The organism is Robertmurraya korlensis NBRC 107688 (genome assembly GCF_001591645.1).
Classification (GTDB): domain Bacteria; phylum Bacillota; class Bacilli; order Bacillales; family Cytobacillaceae; genus Robertmurraya_A.
The window spans coordinates 530,637-549,710 of the sequence record NZ_BCVH01000001.1 but is presented as its reverse complement, the minus strand read 5'-3'; the positions used below and the strand labels follow the sequence as shown (position 1 = coordinate 549,710).

Here is a 19,074-nt window from a genome sequence, read left to right as displayed (position 1 = left end):
GATGGGAAAAACCGAGAATAAAATGGCAGATATCAGGAAAAATGACAATAAAAAAAGATAGCCCATGAAAGGCTATCCAAAGATTATTATAAAGGTACAGCGGAAATCCTTGCTATTATATCAATGGTTCGGCCAATATCTTGTTTGCTCACCTGATGATGAGTGGTAAACCTTACAAAGGTTGGGCCAAAGGAGACTGCTAATACTCCTTCTTTCTCTAACTCACTTACAAATGCTTGAGAGGTCATTTGTAAATGAGCCACATCAACAACAACAATATTCGTCTCTACTTGATTAACCACTCGAAGTCCATTAATATCCATAAGGCCATCAGATAAGCTCTTAGCTAGGTTATGATCTTCAACAAGTCTTTCTCTCATGGTTGTTAAAGCTACATACGCTGGTGCAGCAATCATTCCAGCTTGACGTAATCCCCCACCTAATCGTTTTCTCCACTTTCTTGCTTTCAGAATAAACTCTTTATCTCCTGCCAAGATTGAACCAACAGGTGCTCCTAGCCCTTTTGATAAGCATACTTGTACAGTATCACAGTACTGAGTAAAATCTGTGACGGGTACTCCTAAAGCCGCAGCTGCATTAAATAATCTAGCCCCGTCGACATGAACAGGAATATGATTTTCAATTCCTATGTCATAGATCTGCCTCATGTTTTCGATTGGAATAACAGCTCCACCCGCTCGATTGTGGGTATTTTCTAAGCAAATTAATCCTGTATCAGGAAAATGTATATCATTTTCTCGTATGGCCGAACGAACCAACTGGGGATCCATTGCACCCTTTGAGCCATGAATGGTCCTTGTTTGTACGCCGGCTAAAGCCGACACAGCTCCTGATTCATAATAAAAAATATGTGATTCTGCTTCTAGTAAAAGCTCCTGCCCCGGTCTGCAATGGGTTAAGACTGCAATTTGGTTACCTTGTGTCCCACTCGTTACAAATAGAGCGGCTTCCTTCCCAAGAATGGCAGCTGCTTCCTCTTCTAATTTGTTAACTGCAGGATCTTCTCCATATACATCGTCACCAACCTCAGTAAAAAAAGCGGCCTCTCTCATTTCCTTTGTCGGTTTCGTTACCGTGTCACTTCGTAAATCAATCACTATGTTCACACTTCCTTTTATTTCGTATTTCTAAATTATAAAACGAGTCCCACATTTTTGGTATAAAAAAAACCGGAGCTCAAAAAGTTCCAGTAATTTAAGCAGTATTTAGTGATATATGTTCGAGTTATCATTTTGAAATAAAGTGGAGAAGGTGGTCTTATAATTTTTGCTAATTGTTAATAAATCTTTCTCTTCATATACCTGGCAATACTGTATAAAATCATCTAATTCATAAAAAATTGTCTCAACCACCGATAAAGGAAGCGAAATATAAGTTAATTGCTTATTTTCTTCTACCTCGTGTGTTTCTGGAACATACATTAGAAACTTGTGATATAGAAAATCAAAGAACTGCAGCTCATGGTACAGATGATCCCTTTCAACATCATCAATATATTGGTTTTCTTCCACTTCATAACCACGCCAATGTAATTGAAAGGATGAAAAATGAATCCAATACATTAATAACTCCGAATTCACCCTCAACTGTATATCTTTTGTTTCAACAGAAGGATCTAAAGAAAATAACTCCACAAAAATGCCCCCTCTTTTTAAAAGACATTTCAACCCGTTTTACAGGACGCCCATAAACAAATAATCGCTCTTATCATACCATAAAGGAAGGGTTCCACCTATTTACTTTATATTCCATAAAGGAGAGATTTGATGACGCTAAATAATCAAAATCCGTTAATACTTTCTAATCAAGGAGAACCAAGCTCCAATCAGACGATTTTCCGCTATTCTTATTTTCAAGAAGTACTACAACATCAAAAGATTACTAATTCTACCCTATCTGAGTCGATCGAATCATTTCATAGTACACTTAGTGAAACAACAACCTCACAACATATAAAATTTAATGAGTTACTACAAGAAGTTGGCCGGGCAGAACATACTTTGCGCGAAATTGCCTCAATTATGATCGATCAGGGGAAAACCAATCAAAAAATTCTTGAGAGACTTGATAAGTTAGAAAAGGAAAATGAACTTGTCCTTAACGAGATTACCAAAGAAGGTCTCATGCATGAAGCAATGGTCGATCAACTGTCATTGCAAGATCAGCGTTTACTCGAGCTCAGCTCAACACTGTCTATGCACGAACATCAAACCGTCGAGTTGACGAAGCAACTACATGTTCAAGAAAATATGTATGAAGAGATTACAGAAAAACTAGGATTGCAAGAAGTATTTCATCAAACAGTAATGGAGAGGCTTGACCATCAAGAAGCAATATCGGATAAAATCCAAAGGCAACTTGATCATTTAAAAACAGCGGTTTATGAGAGAGCATCTCATTTGGCAGAAAAACTCGAGTCGAACTTTAACAAAGTGACTAAACCCGTCCATCGTTTTTTTGTTCAGAAAGAAAAAAACGAGCAAAAATAAACAGGATAAGAATAGCCAAAGATTCCTGATGGCTATTCTTATTTGTATTCTATAGCCTTTTAATGGCCACAGCACATGCCTTAAACTCGGCTGTACCAGATATAGGATCATATTCATTAATGGTTAAAACATTAGTAGGTACTTCAATCCAATGGAAACTCATAAATACAAGCCCAGGAGCAACTTGCTCCGTTATCTTTGCTTTTACTTGTAAATTCCCTCTTCGTGAAGACACCTCAACCATTTCCCCATCCTCGATATTTAAACGATCTGCATCATTCGGGTGGATATCGACCGTTTCTTCTTTTTGTTTTATTTTAATCCCACTAGCATAATATCTTGTTTGGGTGTGAGTATTGTATGACTCGTACCTTCTTCCGGTTGTTAATATAAAAGGAAAATCCTTATCCGGTTGTTCAATGGGTGGTGTATACGTAACAGGGACAAACTTTCTTTTCTCAGAATTGCTATTTGCATCCTGGTGAAAATGCTCATGAAGAACTTTGGTACCTGGATGATCTTCAGAAGGACACGGATAATGGATGGAGTAACATGCTTCGAGTCTCTCATAACTAATTCCTCCATATTGCTCCCATGCTAATAACCTTATTTCATCCCAGATTTCCTTACTATTACTGTATTTCATTTCGTAACCCATTATATTAGAAAGGTCACATAGGATCTCCCAATCTTCTTTAGTAGATGGATGAGCATCAACCGCTTTTCGTACCCTTTGCACTCTTCTATCCGTATTAATATAGGTTCCTTCTACCTCTCCCCAAGATTTCGCAGGAAGAACAACATCTGCCACTTTGGCGGTTTCAGTTAAAAATATGTCCTGAACAACAAGAAGTTCTAATTTATCAAATAACTTTCTTGTATGATTTAAATGAACATCAGCCACTAAAGGATTTTCACCAATCACAAACAATGCCTTAATTTCACCGTTTTCCATTTTTTCAAAGGTTCTTGTCTGGGTGTCTCCAATATTGGATGGTATTTCCACACCCCAATAATTTTCAAAACGGTTACGATAATGATCATTGGAAATGGATACGGCCCCAGTTAACATATTAGGTAAACAACCCATATCCCCTGCACCTTGCACATTATTCTGGCCTCTAAGTGGCATAATTCCGGTACCTTCCTTACCAATATGACCTGATAAGAGCGCTAAATTAGCAATGTCTAGTACATTATTTACCCCACAATGGTGCTCAGTAATGCCAAGTGTATAGGCAATCATCCCTCTGCTAGCTGTTGCATATTCTCGTGCGGTGGCGACTATATCCTCAGCACTAATACCTGTAATGGCTTCAGCGTATTCCGGAGTAAACGCTTCCACTTGTATTGCAAGTTCCCTGACATTATCTGTATGGTGTGCGACCCATTTTTGGTCATATAATTTTTCACGAAGAATGACATGAATTATACTGTTAATCAGAGCAATATCAGATCCAACTTCAATTGGTAAGTGTCTATGAGAGATTTTTGCCATATCCGTTTTTCTTGGGTCAATAACAATAATCTTTAACCCTTGCTTCGCCGCTTTTTTCATGCGGTTCGCGATAATGGGATGTGCTTCCGTTGTATTTGACCCCATTAAAAGTAACACTTCTGCTTTATCAATATCATCAAGAGTATTTGTTGGTGCACCACTTCCAAAAATAGTTGCCAGACCGGCAACACTAGGAGCGTGTCACGTTCGATTACATCCATCAATATTATTTGAACCTATCACAGCTCTCATGAACTTTTGAGTAATATAATTAGATTCGTTTGTTGAACGTGCACAGGCAAACATAGAAATTGCATTGGGCATCCATTTTTCCTTTATTTTCTGCAAATTCTCTCCGATCAAGGTCAATGCCTCTTCCCATGAAGATTCAACAAGCACACCTTGTTTTCTAATCAAGGGTGTTGTTAGTCGATTCTTCGAATGAACATATTCAAAGGCAAAAGCCCCCTTCACACAGGTCTGTCCTTTATTTACTGGTGCCTCTTTATCACCACGGATTTTGTTAATGATGTTATTTTCGACTTCAACTATGAGACCACAGCCCGTTCCACAGTACCCGCAGATTGTTTTAATTTGGTTGACCATTCTTGTTACTCCTCCTCTTATTCATATTTTAATGTTTATTAATATTCTATTAAATCACCTAACAGTGAAATACAGGAATATATTCCTCAAATGACACAAATACGACAAAAACCCCAGTCAAATGACTAGGGCCTGAGTTTTATTAAGCAGTTTTTGCAGGTAAAATGATATTAAAGGTCGTTCCTTTGTTTATTTCACTTTCAATATATACTTTTCCTTGGTGGCTTTCTATGATTTTAAAGCTAACCATTAACCCTAGACCATTCCCTTCCTTTTTGGTCGTATAGAATGGTTCACCAATTTTTTTAAGCTTATCCTCTGGTATCCCGACACCCGTATCTTGGATTGAGATTTGTACTTGGTTGTCCTCGACACTCACTTTAACGGTTAATTCCCCACCATTAGGCATTGCCTCGATACCATTCTTCACAAAGTTAAGAAACACCTGTTTTAGTCTGTCTTCATCACACTCGATTTGAATAATTTCCTCATTTGCTTCAAAACTCATTTTCACTTGCTTTTTTCGAGCTTCAAATTCCAATAATGAGAATACATTCTTTATGATTGTCACTATATTTTTTTCTTCCAGTGCTACTGCTTTAGGTTTTGCAAGCACCATGAAATCCTCAACAATCGTGTTCACTCGGCTAATCTCATCAAGAATAATCTCAATAAACTCTCTTCTTTGTGGATCAGTTTCATCCTCTAAAAGGAATTCTCCATATCCCTTCATAGATGTTAAAGGGTTTCTTATCTCATGTGCTACACCAGCAGCTAATTGACCGACAGCAGCGAGTTTATCCTGGCGGTGAAGTGTTTCCTCTGTTTTCTTTCTTTCAGTAATATCATTTCTTATAGCAAGATATTGGTACGGTTTTCCTTTATCATTCATAAATGGAACGATGGTCGTATCAACCCAATAATAGGTTCCGTCCTTTGCTTTGTTTCTAAGTTCACCTTTCCAAACATGACCATTCCCAATGGTTCTCCAAAGTTCCTTAAAGAAAGCCTTCGAGTGGAATCCCGAATTTAATATTTGATGATCTTTACCGATAAGCTCCTCACGTGAGTACTTTGAGATCTCGCAGAACTTATCGTTCACTTTCGTAATGGTTCCTTTTTCGTCTGTAAAAGCAACAATAGAAGATTGGTCTAATGCAAAATTAATGTCACTAACTTCTTTTAAAGAGTCTTTTAGCTGTTCTTCTGCTAACTTCCTCTTTGTTATATCATGGCGTATGGCTACATATTGATAAGGCTTACAGTTTTTGCCCAGAAACGGCACTATGGTTGTATCGACCCAATACAAACTTCCATCCTTCGCTTTATTACGAATTTCTCCTTTCCAAACTCTTCCTGAGCTAATTTCTTTCCAAAGTTGCTGGAAATAGCTTTGAGGATGAAAGCCTGAATTTAGGATTCGATGGTCCATTCCAATTAATTCTTCCCTAGTATACTTAGAGATTTCAATGAATTTATCGTTTACAAAGGTAATTTCCCCTTTTGGATCTGTAATCGCAACGATAGAAGATTCGTCTAGTGCAGCAGTAATATCTTTAAGATTTGTATCAGAAATAGCTAGCCTTTTACTAATAAAAGCTGAAGATGATATTAAGCCCATTAAAATGACAACGGATAAGAAAAGAACAATATAAATAAAAAAGGTTTCAGCATATCTATTACCTAAATGGTTCAAACCATCAAAATTTATAATTGTCGCCGCTTTTACAAGTAAAACATGTCCTTCAACTATGGATAACGTTAATACTAAAGCAGCTAAAGGTTTCATCCATATACGATAACTAAGTGAAAAGTTTTTGGCAAAAAACAGCATCCAAAACACAAACCAAAAAGAAATACTCATAAGAACAATAGCCACGACCAGAATTACTGGATCATACGTAAAAACCATTTCTAATCCTAGCATTCCAACCATATGAACGGACAAAACAGCACTAGTCATTAGTATACTGCCAAATAAAAGGCTGAACTTTTGATGCTTATAATTTGTAACTATATAAAAGGCAACTCCTACAAAGCATATTCCTACAATTAATGATAAGAAAGTAAGAGGAATATGATAGTGATAGGCAGCAGCCACATCTATGGCTAGCATTCCAATAAAATTCATTAACCAAATACCGATTCCCATTGATAAAGTGCCACCAACCAATAAATAACCCTTATTTCTTTCAGTGGTATGAAGCATAGCAACAAGATTCATTGAAGTATAGGAAGCCATAATCGTTAAAATAAATGCAGAGATTACTAAGATTGGATTATACGACCCAATAAGTTCTTGCATATTTAGTGAGCCTCCTTTTTAAAACAGATTATTTCTTCCTTGATTTTAATTGATAAATGCTGTTAATAAAAGAAAAAGTTTTGTTTTTCGTCACATTATTATCTTTTGTTTTTTCACAAAAAATGATAATATATCCGACTTCGTTTTATTAAAAGAATATTTTGATTTTTTATAAAAAAACCTACACTTTTTAAAAAACCTCGTGTATACTGTACTATAACAAGGTATTAACAATACAAACTGTATTATATAAGGAGGAAGAATAATGTTAACAAGTCCAATTGAGTTTTTCCGTACTTTACCTAAAAAGGTTTGCCCTGAGTGTGGGCAAACCGTTAAAGAACAAGCAGAATCGTATTTGATGGAATGCGACAGATGTCTCTCAAAAAAAATGGAAGAGTAGTAAGAACGGCGGTGTGGTTAAAAACCTCACCGTTTATTTGTGTTAATTTATTAAAATATTTAGAAAAGTCACCCAAAATCATATATAATATTACTGTATATACTTAGGAATGCGAAATAAATAATTAAGGAGGAAAGAGGATGGAAAAAACATCTGAAAAAAGATATTCGCGAAAAGAGGTACCCGAGCATTTAACATGGGATTTGCGTGATTTATTTGAGTCGGAAGAGAAATGGGGAGAAGACCTAAGGACAGTGGAACAAGATCTTTTAACTTTCCAAACCTTTAAAGGAAAAGTAACAGAAAACTCCTCCACACTCTTAGATTGCTTGGAGGAGCGAGAGAAGCTCACACTTAAGGTGATCAAGGTTTCTACTTATGCCTCCTTAAAGCAATCAGAAGATGGAACTAACCCAAATAACCAGGCGAATATTGGAAAGTTATCCTCGTTACTGTCAAAAGTAAATTCAACATTATCTTTTATCGATTCCGAATTATTGACTCTAAACGAAACTACCCTTTCTCAATATATAAATGAACAACCTAATCTCCTCCCTTTTCAAAATATGTTAGATGACTTACTAGAGACCAAAAAGTATCGTTTATCCCCCGAAACTGAACAAGTGCTTGCGGCACTAGGGGAAGTACAAGGAGCACCTTATCAAATTTATCAAACAAGTAAATCAGCTGATATGACCTTTTCTTCTTTCCTAGATGATGATGGAAATGAATTACCAAATAGCTTTGCACTTTATGAGGATCGCTATGAATTTTCACCTGATCCAGTAATTAGAACAAATGCATATCATTCATTTGTGACAACGTTGCAACAATACAAAAACACATATGCAGCCGTGTATGCAACAGAAGTAAAAAAACAAGTGGCCTTGTCAAAGCTTAGAGGGTATGACACGGTTACAGACATGCTGTTACATGGACAAAAAGTGGAGAAAACAACTTACGAAAACCAACTTGATGTCATCCAAAGGGAGCTAGCTCCACATATGAGAAGATTTGCCCTATTAAAAAAACGTGTGCTTGGACTTGAAACGATGAAGTTTTGTGACTTAAAGGCCCCTCTTGATCCTTCGTTCAATCCATCTACCACTTATGAGGAAGCAAGTCAGGTAATTATGGATGCTTTAAAAATAATGGGCCCCGAATACAGCAGTATTATGCAAAAAGGGTTATCAGAACGATGGGTGGACTTAGCTGACAATATAGGAAAATCAACAGGTGCTTTCTGCTCTAGTCCTTACGGCTCCCATCCATATATCTTAATTACTTGGACAGATACGATGAGAGGTGCTTTTGTTCTAGCACATGAGCTTGGACACGCGGGACATTTTTATTTAGCTAATAAACACCAGCGAATTATGGGTACTCGCCCATCCATGTACTTTATTGAAGCACCATCTACTATGAATGAGATGCTTCTTGGAGATTACTTGCTATCTCAAACTAGTGATACTCAAATGAAGCGCTGGGTAGTGTTACAACTCTTAGGGACTTATTATCATAATTTTGTTACACATTTACTCGAAGGCCAATTCCAAAGAAGAGTGTACCAATTAGCAGAGAGTGGGATCCCATTAACAGCAAAAACGCTTTGCGAACAAAAAGCAGATGTTCTAACTAACTTTTGGGGTGATACCGTGGAAATAGACGAAGGTGCTAGTCTAACATGGATGAGACAGCCTCATTACTATATGGGCCTATACCCATATACCTACTCAGCAGGATTAACTGCTTCAACTGCTATGGCTCAGTTAATAAAAGAAGAAGGACAGCCAGCTGTTGACCGTTGGCTTGAGGTATTAAAAGCTGGTGGGACCATGCGTCCACTAGACCTTCTAAAACATGCGGGAATTGACATGTCAACACCAGCTCCTATTGAGAAAGCCGTAAACTATGTAGGTTCATTAATAGATGAGTTAGAGGCAAGCTATCAATAAATAATGAGCACAGATTACGCTTTTACGTAGTCTGTGCTTTTTTTAGATAAATAAAAAAACTCTCTAGTTAAACTAGAGAGAAAGTCAACATCTTAGGGGACCCAACCATTTTTCACCAGCTTTGCTTCCGGTTTAGTTATTTTCTACTTCCAATAACAAGGTTAAGCTTATTTAAAACTTTGCTGATGTGTGTTTGTTCCGTATTAGGATACGTTGGATGGCCTCACTTTCTTCACGAAGTGAGAAGGTATTCCTTCCGAATAACAAACAGACCTATTTAGTTTTAATTGTAACTCATTTTCACATGATAGAAGCTTTATTTTCAATTCATTAAAGGAAGTTGTCATTTCCAATTACCAAAATTTCCGTTTTTGGTCTATTTTTTAACCCAAGGCGTTGGCTTCATTCCCATTTACATTTTCTTGTACTATTATGTTCAATTATTACATCACACTGGATAGATACAATACTTGAAATGAGATATTGGCTTCTGGTCTTTTCTACTTAGAAAGTAACTATTTACTTAGTAAGTAGTGATTTAAAAATAGGGATTATACATTTTACCTTTCTAAATTACCGCTTCATTTATCATGTGTTGACATTATAGTTTACTCGTTCTCGATACACTTTCAAACGGAACGAACACTATATGGTTGAGTCTCCTAAAATGTTAACTCCTTTCTTTTATTGACTTGTTTTTCTTTACACCCTTATTATATCACCATAAATAAGGAATACTCACTAAAACTGTGAGAGTTATGTGAACGTTTTCATACTTGATAAAAGAATAACACTTGAACTCAATGAGAACGATATGTATATGCTCATCAACTAAAGGAGGTGATCATGATATGGAGATGATCAATCCAAAAGAGGTCAAAGTAGGTGATGAGGTATTTGTAATATACAATAACCCGCATACTCCGACTGTATCTAATATAAGAGCTGCTGAAATCGTACAACATCCTCATAATCCCGAAGCAGTCGCCTTATTTTTAAATGAGACCTTTCATGTAATTGAAGATGACGATGCCCTTTATGCTTCTGAAGCCGCCGCGGAACAAGCATTTAACGATCATTACTTCAATCCGGATACACAATAAAGAAGCAAGGCTATTGCCTTGCTTCCATTACTAATTGATTTTGGGTAACTCTCTTACTTCCATTGTTGTGTCATGCCCACATAAAGGGCATTTTAAATCGGAGCTTGCAAAGTCTTTTCTCATCCAACCAATGCAATCATTATCAGCACATGTATACACTTCAATATCCATTAAAATATCTTCCGGTTTTTCTTCTTGAGCTTTTCTGTTAAAGAACATAGCAATTGCCCCCATTCTAGAGATTCTTTCGTTCTTTTTATTTAGTATGTACAATTTATTATATTTTAAAAGTATTTTTTCCTTTATATCCAAAAACAAACAACCTGCCCATTAGTAGAGCAGGTTGTTATTTTTTATTTTATAACCAAGAAGCCCCTACGATGATTAGTAATATGAATAATACAACGATTAAAATGAATCCGCTGTATCCAGTACTACCGAATCCACCGTAACCATATCCGTAGTTAAAACCCATACCTTTCAACCCCTTTTATATAAATGACTATTTAATATCCCCATCCTACATATGCTGCTCCCACAATAATCAATAGGATGAATAACACGACGATTAAAGCAAATCCACCACCGTAGCCGAATCCAGCTTCTGCGCTCATTACTTCCACCTCCCATGACATCTAAGGGCAGTATATGTGGGCTAAGGTTGTCTTGTATGGGCGTTTTTACTAATTAATTTAATTACACCAACTTACCAGAAAAAGAATGGTAGGAAAGCAAGTCCGACAATTGCTCCAATAGCTATACCGGCTGCAAAACCACCATAGCCATAACCTCTTCTTCCCCATGGATATGCAAATCCTCCGTAATTCCTTCTATTCCCTTGGCCAAATGGTTGTAAATATACCCTTGAATTAGTAACTCGATGGATCATACCAGTATGGGTTCTTCCGTCTCTCGTTGTTATTCTTACTGGTCTTCCAACACCACCACGACACATTTCATAGTAGTTTTTATTAGACACTGTCTCACCTCCGATGGTTTGTACACATTTATCTTATGTAACCACCAGGTATAACGTATCGTACAGACGCACAGGGCAGATTCATCAAAAAACTCCCTGATCATCGTCAAGGAGTTTTCGTACACAAATAATGAGATCGAGAAGTTTTCTCGTTACAAATCGCTTACATTTTTGCTACTTTCTTTTCTGAAACTGAAAATGAAACCTCTTTATCAATTACTTTCTTATTTTGAACAACAGGCTTTTTGTTTAGGTAAACATAGAAAGCACCGACAAAAATACTTCCGCCAATTAAATTTCCAATGGTTACAGGAACGATGTTATGAATAGCTGACCATATTGTAATGGTATCTGGATGTGGAACCATTAATGCAATCCCAAATAAAGCCATGTTTGCAATACTATGTTCATAACCAGATATAACAAAACCAAATACAAGTAAGATGGTTAAAAGGAGTTTTGCCGTGTCTCCCTTCACATGCATTGGTAACCATATAGCTAAACATACAAGCCAATTACAAAGAATGGCACGAAAAAAGATTTCCATCGTATGTCCGTGCATCTTATAACTTGCAACGTCCATCAAAAGCTGAGATTTATCCGGAGATAAATATAACCCTGAGAGCATTATTAGAAGAGAAAAAAACAATGCACCTACTAAATTCCCAAAGTAGCAGGCAACCCAGACTTGGAACGTCTCATACCAGGTCGTTTGCTTTTTTAAGGTTCCGATTGTCATTGTCATAGTGTTGCTAGTAAACAACTCTGCCCCACCGTAAATAATCATTACCAGTGCCGTCCCAAAGAAAATAGCGACTAACATCATAGCAGAGGGTGATCCGGCATCATAGAAAAATTCCCCAGTTTTGTAAGCTACCATGATTCCAAAACCAATATAAACCCCCGCAAGCATTGCTTTAATAAAGTAATGTAGTTTAGATGACATCCAAGTATCTCTTTTCTTCTTGGCGTTTAATGCCGCTTCCTCAATGGGTGTAAGCTCAATATACATATTCAGGATCCTTTCTCTTTTCAAAATGTGAAAAATATCACAATATTTACTGTCATTTTACCCCTCATTCTGGCTTTTGTTAATAGAAAAACTATTGAACGCTTCGTGACTATTTATGAAGCGTTTACAAATTCCTTATTTCATCATTTAAATGTTGCAAACTAGAGTTTCCAATATCAGAGCATTAAAAACTCCCCTCCGCCTCCTGTTACAAATATCACTTTTGCAACAAAAGTTTATTAAATGAACGTGATTTCTGTCACAAAATGTTAACTCTTTATGAAGTAAACTATATTGACCCACTAACAAACATTCTTTTAAATAAAATATATGGCCAGTGCTTAAAAGGAGGATGCCCACGGTGATTCAAAAATATAAGGAAGAATTGTCCTACGAACTTGGCGAATTATTAAAATCGGCTGAACGAATTGTACCTATAAAAAAAGGAAGCTATCTGTTTAAAGAAGGACAAGAAGCAAAAGAAATGTATATTATCCTATCAGGTAAGGTTCAAATATCTAAAATGAACGCCGAAGGTAATGAACTAAGTTTAAGGCTTTGTAAGCACCATGATATTGTAGGAGAATTAACCTTATTTACAGTGGATCCCAGATATATTTTTAATGCCAAAATAATAGAAAATGGTGAAGCAGCTGCTATAAATATTGCAGATCTAGAACAAGCCTTTTTTAAAAATAGTCAATTGGCTTTTGAATTCCTTCGATGGATGAATGATCATATACGAAAGACCATTACTAAGTTTCGAGATTTAGTATTAAACGGAAAAAAAGGTGCGCTCTATTCTACTCTTATTCGGCTATGTAACAGCTATGGAGTACTAAGAGAAAATGGAATTGAAATAGCTGTTCCATTAACAAATCAAGATCTTGCTAATTTCTGTGGTACGGCCAGAGAGAGTGTTAGTAGAATGCTAACTGTACTAAGGAAGAATCATATCATTTCTATTAGCAAAAAAATAATTACTGTCCACGACCTAGATTATTTAAAAAAAGAAATAGATTGTGAGAACTGCCCAATTGAATATTGTAATATTGACTAATTGAAATCGCCTATTATTAGGCGATTATTTTATTTTTGTCGAAAAATCGTGTCAAACATTATCGGAATATTCACTATATTTATGATTGAAAAGTAGTTTTCTAAAATGATAGTATAATGTTGTAAGCGTTGTCATACTTTGGAAAATACTACTTAACCATTTAATAGCGGGAGGGAAACAATGAGCCAATTAACTGTTCAATTGCATGAAAAAGTAGAAAAATTCCTATCAGGTAAAAAGAAGCTCTTTATTAATGGAGAATTCGTGGAGAGTAAAACCCAGAAGACCTTCGAAACCTATAACCCTGCAACTGGTGAAGTGCTTGCAACTGTTTTTGAAGCAAATGAAGTAGATGTGGATCTTGCTGTGAAGGCAGCTAGAAAAGCTTTCGATGAAGGACCTTGGTCAAAAATGGGTAGCGCACAAAGAAGTAGATTAATGTATAAGCTTGCTGATTTAATGGAAGAAAATGCTGCTGAACTAGCTCAACTTGAGACATTGGACAACGGCAAACCAATTAGAGAGACTACGAATGCTGATATTCCTTTAGCTGTTGAACATATGAGATATTATGCTGGCTGGGCAACGAAAATTGTTGGGCAAACCATTCCGGTTAATGGTCCATATTTTAACTATACTCGGCACGAAGCGGTTGGTGTTGTTGGACAAATTATCCCTTGGAACTTTCCTCTGCTCATGGCAATGTGGAAACTAGGTGCTGCGCTAGCGACAGGATGTACAGTCGTTCTAAAACCAGCTGAGCAAACACCTCTTTCTGCACTATACTTAGCTGAGTTAATTCAAGAAGCTGGTTTCCCTCCGGGCGTTGTCAATATCATTCCTGGATTCGGTGAAACAGCAGGTCAACCACTTGTTGATCATCCACAGGTTGATAAAATTGCTTTCACCGGTTCAACTGAAATCGGGAAGATGATTATGGAGAGAGCAGCTAAAACCTTAAAGAGAGTAACCCTTGAGTTAGGTGGCAAATCTCCTAACATCTTACTACCAGATGCTGATCTTTCTAAAGCGATTCCTGGTGCACTAAATGGGGTTATGTTTAACCAAGGTCAAGTATGCTGTGCCGGATCTAGGGTATTCATTCAGAAGAAGCAATTTGATAATGTTGTTGCCGATATGGTGAGTCATGCGAAGAATATAAAACAAGGGGCAGGTCTACACTCTGACACGGAAATTGGACCTCTTGTTTCAAGTACACAGCAAAAACGTGTTCTTGGCTATATTGAAAAAGGTATTGACGAAGGAGCCGAGCTATTAGTTGGTGGAAATAGTCCATATGAGCAAGGATATTTTGTGTCACCAACTATTTTTGCAAATGTTAACGACCAGATGACGATCGCTAAGGAAGAAATATTTGGCCCCGTTATCTCGGCACTTCCATATGAAGACTTAGATGAACTCATCGCACGAGCTAATCAAAGTGAATATGGCTTAGCAGCTGGATTATGGACACGAGATGTAGCTCAAGCTCACTACGTGGCAAACAATTTACGTGCAGGGACGGTATGGGTGAACTGCTACAACGCATTTGATGCGGCATCCCCATTCGGTGGGTATAAGCAGTCTGGGCTTGGGCGTGAAATGGGATCCTACGCCCTAAGTAACTATACGGAAGTAAAGAGTGTTTGGATTGGGATGAATTAAGAAAAGCGAGAGGGTCTCCCCTCTCGCTTTGGTATTTTAAATTTTAGTAACCATAGCCTCCGCCGAAGAATCCTGCCCCAACAACGATTAGCAAGATAAACAATACAACAATTAAAGCGAAGCCTCCGCCATAATAACCACTCATTTATATACCCTCCTCTATGTCTTATTCACCCTATCCTATTCACCTAGAGCCTCATCGGTATAGATAAATGCCCTAATTCTCCTCAATTAAATATGTTCACAATATGTCCATAGGATTTTCCCTCAAGATTCATTATCTTTAGTACAGGGGGAATGTTCATGAAGAAAATATATATGATTTGTTCAATTATTATCATCGTTGGAATAACAGCGGGAATATCCTTTTTTTTAGTTCGTGATGCAAATGCAACCATACCTAACGATATCGTTTTAACGACAATGAACAACGAAAGCTTTGATTTTAGTAAGACCGAGAAGAAGGTTAAACTTGTTGAATTTATGTATACTCACTGTCCTGATATCTGTCCAACAACAACCTTAAAAATGAATCAATTGAAAAAGGAGCTTGAAGAGAAAGGGGTATTTGGAGATAAGATTCAATTTCTAAGCGTTAGTATTGATTCCTATCGTGACACACCCGAAGTAATGAAAAGCCATATGTCTCATTTTGATATTATAGACGACGGTAACTGGTATTTTTTAACAGGTGATCCCGATAATATTAAAGAAGATCAAAAGGATATTGAACGCCTAGCTAATACCTTTCAGTTTCAATACAGAGATCCTGGTGATGGATTCTATGTCCATTCTACTTTCGTTTTTCTAGTAGATGAAAACAATAAATTTATAAAAAAATTTCCTATGGGTGAAGATTTTAACCGAGAAGATGTATTTAATAAAATAATGAAGGAAATACAATAAAACGAGCGGCATCCATTGCCGCTCGTTTTATTAATTTGGTGTAGAAGATAATTTTGCTTGTTGCTGTAGTAGAAGCATGGATTGGGGCCGAGGTTTTGAAAAGCTTACCTTAATTCCTGATCCTTTTAACCGATTAACTAAGTCTATTAATTGTTTTTTAGCCATATTAAAGACTCCTTTTCCGATCTGATTAACTTTATTGTACATGATAAATATGAAAAAAATATGAAATTTTATCATTTTTTTCTATGAAAATAAAACTTTTATTTAAGGTTGATTTTTTTGGCAATGATGATGATATAGATTTTCATGCGAACAACCATAAAAAAGTGTTATAATGAAAATTATTGTTTATTTTGTTTGGAGGAAAAGAAATGATTACAGTAACAGACGTAAGCCTACGATATGGTGACCGTAAACTATTTGAAGATGTAAATATTAAATTCACACCTGGTAATTGCTACGGATTAATTGGGGCAAATGGTGCAGGAAAATCAACATTTTTAAAAATCCTATCTGGTGAAATAGAGTCACAAACCGGTCAAGTTTCCCTTGGACCTGGAGAAAGATTGGCAGTTTTAAAGCAAAACCACTATGAATTCGAAGAAGAAGAAGTAATGAAAGTAGTAATCATGGGCCATAAGCGTCTATATGAAGTCATGCAAGAAAAAGACGCAATTTATATGAAAGCGGACTTTACAGATGAAGACGGAATGAAAGCTGCTGAGCTTGAAGGAGAATTCGCGGAGCTAAATGGTTGGGAAGCCGAATCAGAAGCTGCCATTTTATTGAAAGGGCTTGGAATTACTGAAGACCTTCACACCAAAAAGATGGCAGATATCTCAGGGTCTGATAAAGTAAAGGTACTACTTGCTCAAGCTCTATTTGGTAAGCCAGATGTTCTTCTACTTGATGAGCCGACGAACCACTTAGACATAAAAGCAATCCAATGGTTAGAAGAATTTCTAATTAACTTTGAAAATACCGTTATTGTTGTATCCCATGACAGACATTTCCTTAATAAAGTATGTACGCATATTGCGGACTTAGACTTTTCGAAAATCCAAATCTATGTTGGAAACTATGACTTCTGGTATGAGTCAAGCCAGTTGGCACAGAGAATGGCTCAGGACCAAAATAAGAAAAAAGAAGAAAAGATCAAAGAACTTCAAGCATTTATCGCGAGATTTAGCGCTAACGCCTCTAAATCAAAGCAAGCAACATCAAGAAAAAAATTACTTGATAAAATTTCTTTGGATGACATTCGTCCATCCTCTAGAAAATATCCGTATGTTGGTTTTACTCCTGAAAGAGAAATTGGAAACGACCTGTTACGTGTGGAAGGAATAACAAAAACAATCGACGGAGAAAAAGTTTTAAACAATGTTAGCTTCGTCATGAATAAGGAAGATAAAATTGCACTTGTTGGAGCAAATGAACTTGCTAAAACAACCTTATTTAAGATTTTGACAGGTGAAATGGAAGCTGACAGTGGGACGTTTAAATGGGGTGTCACTACCTCTCAGGCGTATTTCCCAAAAGACAACACTTCTTACTTTGAAGGTAGTGAGCTTAACCTGGTAGATTGGTTACGACAGTTCTCCCCTGCTGATCAAAGTGAAAGCTTCCTTCGTGGCTTCTTAGGAAGAATGTTGTTCTCTGGAGAAGAAGTATTAAAGAAGGCTAGCGTTCTTTCCGGAGGAGAAAAGGTCCGTTGTATGTTATCCAAAATGATGCTAAGTGGCGCGAACGTCCTTCTATTGGATGAGCCAACAAACCACTTAGACTTAGAATCAATTACTGCAGTAAATAATGGGTTAATTAACTTTAAAGGTGCACTTATGTTTGCATCACATGACCATCAGTTCATTCAAACGATTGCAAACAGAATTATCGAGATTACACCAAACGGTATCGTTGATAAGCAAATGAGTTACGATGAGTATTTAGAAAATAGTGAAATCCAAAAGCAAGTTGAAGAAATGTATAAATAAAGTCTAAAGAGAGCCAATTGGCTCTCTTTTAATGTCTTTTTGTCTTGCGTCTTGCACTATCTTTTTGGGTCCCTGTCATTTCATTTTCTGTCGTTCCTTGTCCTTCTACTTGCGGGGAATTTAACCCAATGGTAGATGGATCTTTTTTTACTTTTGACATAATTACAACACCTCCTCTGTTATTTTCTTTAACTTTAAAGGTTTTTATCCAGGCCATCAGATAAACTTTTTATAATTGTTACTGTCACAACACCATAAATTCCGCTATAATTTTTTGTATGTACAATACGTTGGAGGCTTTTTACAAGTGAGAAAAATAACCATTGCCATCCTAATTTTATTCTTAGTTAGCTTGCTAAGCTCTTGTAATCAAGAAAAGGAAGAACGCATTCAATTAACGATCTCAGCGGCAGCAAGTATGAAAGATGTCTTAACTGAACTTAAACAGTTATACGAACAAGATCATCAAGTGGAGCTTCTATTTAACTTTGGTGGTTCTGGAGCATTAAAGCAACAAATTATTCAAGGAGCACCTGTTGATCTTTTTATTTCAGCATCAAAGGATCATATGGATGAGTTAGTGGAGAAACAACGAATTCTCTCCAATTACCACTCTCCGTTAGTAGGTAACTCCCTAGTTTTAATCACACCGAAAAATGAAAACCATGCTGAATTGAGTCTTACTACACTAAAGGATCAAACAATAGAAAAGGTTGCTATCGGAATACCAGAAATGGTACCCGCTGGAAGCTATGCAAAGGAAGCTTTACATAATGCACAATTATGGAATCAGGTTAAAGAAAAACTAATATATACAAAGGATGTTTCCCAAGTCCTTACATATGTAGAAACAAAAAATGTAAATGCTGGAATCGTTTATAAAACAGATGCCAAAACATCCAAAAAAGTAGTAGTTACAGAGAACATTGATTCGTCTCTTCATTCTCCTATTATGTATTATTACGGAGTCTTAGAAAATACAAACAACAGCGAAAAAAGCAAATCCGTTTTTGAATTTTTACAAACACCTGCCGCTCAACAAGTGTTTGAAAAATATGGATTTTATGTATTGGAATGA

The 19,074-nt window shown here is 36.6% G+C and carries 21 protein-coding genes and 1 pseudogene; 9 read left to right on the top strand and 13 right to left on the bottom strand.

The genetic code is table 11. The features are described from left to right. Positions 1 to 86 precede the first annotated feature (86 nt). Together ltaE and BKO01S_RS02760 are read right to left on the bottom strand one after the other, a co-directional pair. Positions 87 to 1,118, bottom strand: a complete 1,032-nt coding sequence (ltaE, locus tag BKO01S_RS02765; RefSeq protein WP_066048265.1) for a low-specificity L-threonine aldolase — start codon at positions 1,116 to 1,118, stop codon at positions 87 to 89. Positions 1,119 to 1,226: 108 nt separating this feature from the next. Beyond that, complete coding sequence (locus BKO01S_RS02760) at positions 1,227 to 1,655, bottom strand: hypothetical protein (protein WP_066048264.1); 429 nt, start codon at positions 1,653 to 1,655, stop codon at positions 1,227 to 1,229. Positions 1,656 to 1,787: 132 nt separating this feature from the next. On the opposite strand from BKO01S_RS02760, the gene BKO01S_RS02755 reads away from it, so the two are divergent. Next, the gene (locus BKO01S_RS02755) at positions 1,788 to 2,510 is read left to right on the top strand and encodes a hypothetical protein (RefSeq protein ID WP_066048261.1); all 723 of its coding nucleotides are present in this window, start codon (positions 1,788 to 1,790) and stop codon (positions 2,508 to 2,510) included. A 49-nt stretch (positions 2,511 to 2,559) separates the two neighbouring features. On the opposite strand, the gene fdhF is transcribed toward BKO01S_RS02755, so the two are convergent. The 3 genes and pseudogenes from fdhF to BKO01S_RS02740 form a co-directional block, all read right to left on the bottom strand. Further along, the gene (gene fdhF, locus BKO01S_RS25130; RefSeq protein ID WP_369690982.1) at positions 2,560 to 4,482 is read right to left on the bottom strand and encodes a formate dehydrogenase subunit alpha; all 1,923 of its coding nucleotides are present in this window, start codon (positions 4,480 to 4,482) and stop codon (positions 2,560 to 2,562) included. Beyond that, a pseudogene (locus tag BKO01S_RS25125) lies at positions 4,459 to 4,614 on the bottom strand (hypothetical protein); the annotation flags it as partial. The gene fdhF and the pseudogene BKO01S_RS25125, both read right to left, overlap by 24 nt. Before the next feature lie 142 nt (positions 4,615 to 4,756). Further along, complete coding sequence (locus BKO01S_RS02740) at positions 4,757 to 6,919, bottom strand: PAS domain S-box protein (RefSeq protein ID WP_066048251.1); 2,163 nt, start codon at positions 6,917 to 6,919, stop codon at positions 4,757 to 4,759. 265 nt (positions 6,920 to 7,184) lie between these two features. On the opposite strand from BKO01S_RS02740, the gene yhfH reads away from it, so the two are divergent. The 3 genes from yhfH (at position 7,185) to BKO01S_RS02730 (ending at position 10,380) form a co-directional block, all read left to right on the top strand. Continuing rightward, a complete protein-coding gene (gene yhfH / locus BKO01S_RS23790; protein ID WP_084361917.1) occupies positions 7,185 to 7,322 on the top strand; it encodes a protein YhfH in 138 nt (45 codons plus the stop codon). Positions 7,323 to 7,462: 140 nt separating this feature from the next. Next, the gene (gene pepF / locus BKO01S_RS02735) at positions 7,463 to 9,277 is read left to right on the top strand and encodes an oligoendopeptidase F (RefSeq protein ID WP_066048248.1); all 1,815 of its coding nucleotides are present in this window, start codon (positions 7,463 to 7,465) and stop codon (positions 9,275 to 9,277) included. A gap of 851 nt (positions 9,278 to 10,128) precedes the next feature. After that, a complete protein-coding gene (locus BKO01S_RS02730; RefSeq protein ID WP_066048247.1) occupies positions 10,129 to 10,380 on the top strand; it encodes a transcriptional regulator SplA domain-containing protein in 252 nt (83 codons plus the stop codon). 30 nt (positions 10,381 to 10,410) lie between these two features. Here BKO01S_RS02730 and BKO01S_RS02725 read toward each other — a convergent pair whose 3' ends face one another. The 5 genes from BKO01S_RS02725 to BKO01S_RS02715 all read right to left on the bottom strand — a co-directional run bounded on the left by BKO01S_RS02725 (position 10,411) and on the right by BKO01S_RS02715 (position 12,371). Next, entirely contained in the window at positions 10,411 to 10,692 is a 282-nt protein-coding gene (locus tag BKO01S_RS02725; RefSeq protein WP_232311143.1) for a cold-inducible protein YdjO-related protein, read from the bottom strand. A 46-nt stretch (positions 10,693 to 10,738) separates the two neighbouring features. Then, complete coding sequence (locus BKO01S_RS23785; protein WP_084361916.1) at positions 10,739 to 10,855, bottom strand: YjcZ family sporulation protein; 117 nt, start codon at positions 10,853 to 10,855, stop codon at positions 10,739 to 10,741. Between the two features lie 31 nt (positions 10,856 to 10,886). Further along, positions 10,887 to 10,994: a YjcZ family sporulation protein gene (locus tag BKO01S_RS23780; protein ID WP_084361915.1), complete on the bottom strand. Its 108-nt coding sequence runs from the start codon at positions 10,992 to 10,994 to the stop codon at positions 10,887 to 10,889. Between the two features lie 92 nt (positions 10,995 to 11,086). After that, positions 11,087 to 11,359, bottom strand: coding sequence for a hypothetical protein (locus BKO01S_RS02720; protein ID WP_066048242.1), 273 nt, complete (start codon positions 11,357 to 11,359; stop codon positions 11,087 to 11,089). Between the two features lie 163 nt (positions 11,360 to 11,522). After that, positions 11,523 to 12,371 (bottom strand): formate/nitrite transporter family protein, encoded by an 849-nt coding sequence (locus BKO01S_RS02715; RefSeq protein WP_066048239.1) that lies wholly within the window; start codon positions 12,369 to 12,371, stop codon positions 11,523 to 11,525. A gap of 352 nt (positions 12,372 to 12,723) precedes the next feature. On the opposite strand from BKO01S_RS02715, the gene BKO01S_RS02710 reads away from it, so the two are divergent. Both BKO01S_RS02710 and BKO01S_RS02705 read left to right on the top strand, forming a co-directional pair. Then, a complete protein-coding gene (locus tag BKO01S_RS02710) occupies positions 12,724 to 13,431 on the top strand; it encodes a Crp/Fnr family transcriptional regulator (protein WP_066048235.1) in 708 nt (235 codons plus the stop codon). Between the two features lie 180 nt (positions 13,432 to 13,611). After that, positions 13,612 to 15,096: an aldehyde dehydrogenase family protein gene (locus BKO01S_RS02705; RefSeq protein WP_066048234.1), complete on the top strand. Its 1,485-nt coding sequence runs from the start codon at positions 13,612 to 13,614 to the stop codon at positions 15,094 to 15,096. A gap of 43 nt (positions 15,097 to 15,139) precedes the next feature. On the opposite strand, the gene BKO01S_RS23775 is transcribed toward BKO01S_RS02705, so the two are convergent. Next, positions 15,140 to 15,241 carry a YjcZ family sporulation protein gene (locus tag BKO01S_RS23775; RefSeq protein WP_084361914.1) on the bottom strand — a complete coding sequence of 34 codons (102 nt, stop codon included), beginning with the start codon at positions 15,239 to 15,241 and terminating at the stop codon, positions 15,140 to 15,142. 158 nt (positions 15,242 to 15,399) lie between these two features. On the opposite strand from BKO01S_RS23775, the gene BKO01S_RS02700 reads away from it, so the two are divergent. Continuing rightward, entirely contained in the window at positions 15,400 to 16,002 is a 603-nt protein-coding gene (locus BKO01S_RS02700; protein WP_066048231.1) for an SCO family protein, read from the top strand. Positions 16,003 to 16,032: 30 nt separating this feature from the next. Here BKO01S_RS02700 and BKO01S_RS24950 read toward each other — a convergent pair whose 3' ends face one another. After that, entirely contained in the window at positions 16,033 to 16,167 is a 135-nt protein-coding gene (locus BKO01S_RS24950; RefSeq protein WP_269748492.1) for a hypothetical protein, read from the bottom strand. Between the two features lie 209 nt (positions 16,168 to 16,376). Here BKO01S_RS24950 and BKO01S_RS02695 point away from each other — a divergent pair, with 209 nt between their 5' ends. Then, positions 16,377 to 17,996, top strand: a complete 1,620-nt coding sequence (locus BKO01S_RS02695) for an ABC-F family ATP-binding cassette domain-containing protein (protein ID WP_066048228.1) — start codon at positions 16,377 to 16,379, stop codon at positions 17,994 to 17,996. Positions 17,997 to 18,024: 28 nt separating this feature from the next. On the opposite strand, the gene BKO01S_RS23770 is transcribed toward BKO01S_RS02695, so the two are convergent. Next, the gene (locus BKO01S_RS23770) at positions 18,025 to 18,156 is read right to left on the bottom strand and encodes a YuzL family protein (RefSeq protein ID WP_084361913.1); all 132 of its coding nucleotides are present in this window, start codon (positions 18,154 to 18,156) and stop codon (positions 18,025 to 18,027) included. Between the two features lie 147 nt (positions 18,157 to 18,303). Here BKO01S_RS23770 and modA point away from each other — a divergent pair, with 147 nt between their 5' ends. Beyond that, positions 18,304 to 19,074, top strand: a complete 771-nt coding sequence (gene modA, locus BKO01S_RS02690) for a molybdate ABC transporter substrate-binding protein (RefSeq protein WP_066048225.1) — start codon at positions 18,304 to 18,306, stop codon at positions 19,072 to 19,074.

Excerpts from the sequence above, each read along its gene's own strand:
- BKO01S_RS23780 (WP_084361915.1), bottom strand. The coding sequence starts at position 10,994 with ATGAGCGCAGAAGCTGGATTCGGCTACGGTGGTGGATTTGCTTTAATC.
- BKO01S_RS23775 (WP_084361914.1), bottom strand. The coding sequence starts at position 15,241 with ATGAGTGGTTATTATGGCGGAGGCTTCGCTTTAATTGTTGTATTGTTT.
- pepF (WP_066048248.1), top strand. The coding sequence starts at position 7,463 with ATGGAAAAAACATCTGAAAAAAGATATTCGCGAAAAGAGGTACCCGAG.
- BKO01S_RS02705 (WP_066048234.1), top strand. The coding sequence starts at position 13,612 with ATGAGCCAATTAACTGTTCAATTGCATGAAAAAGTAGAAAAATTCCTA.
- BKO01S_RS02695 (WP_066048228.1), top strand. The coding sequence starts at position 16,377 with ATGATTACAGTAACAGACGTAAGCCTACGATATGGTGACCGTAAACTA.
- BKO01S_RS02755 (WP_066048261.1), top strand. The coding sequence starts at position 1,788 with ATGACGCTAAATAATCAAAATCCGTTAATACTTTCTAATCAAGGAGAA.
- BKO01S_RS23785 (WP_084361916.1), bottom strand. The coding sequence starts at position 10,855 with ATGGGTTTTAACTACGGATATGGTTACGGTGGATTCGGTAGTACTGGA.
- BKO01S_RS23770 (WP_084361913.1), bottom strand. The coding sequence starts at position 18,156 with ATGTCAAAAGTAAAAAAAGATCCATCTACCATTGGGTTAAATTCCCCG.
- yhfH (WP_084361917.1), top strand. The coding sequence starts at position 7,185 with ATGTTAACAAGTCCAATTGAGTTTTTCCGTACTTTACCTAAAAAGGTT.
- BKO01S_RS24950 (WP_269748492.1), bottom strand. The coding sequence starts at position 16,167 with ATGGCTAAAAAACAATTAATAGACTTAGTTAATCGGTTAAAAGGATCA.
- BKO01S_RS02700 (WP_066048231.1), top strand. The coding sequence starts at position 15,400 with ATGAAGAAAATATATATGATTTGTTCAATTATTATCATCGTTGGAATA.
- BKO01S_RS02710 (WP_066048235.1), top strand. The coding sequence starts at position 12,724 with ATGCCCACGGTGATTCAAAAATATAAGGAAGAATTGTCCTACGAACTT.
- BKO01S_RS02715 (WP_066048239.1), bottom strand. The coding sequence starts at position 12,371 with ATGTATATTGAGCTTACACCCATTGAGGAAGCGGCATTAAACGCCAAG.
- BKO01S_RS02730 (WP_066048247.1), top strand. The coding sequence starts at position 10,129 with ATGGAGATGATCAATCCAAAAGAGGTCAAAGTAGGTGATGAGGTATTT.
- BKO01S_RS02740 (WP_066048251.1), bottom strand. The coding sequence starts at position 6,919 with ATGCAAGAACTTATTGGGTCGTATAATCCAATCTTAGTAATCTCTGCA.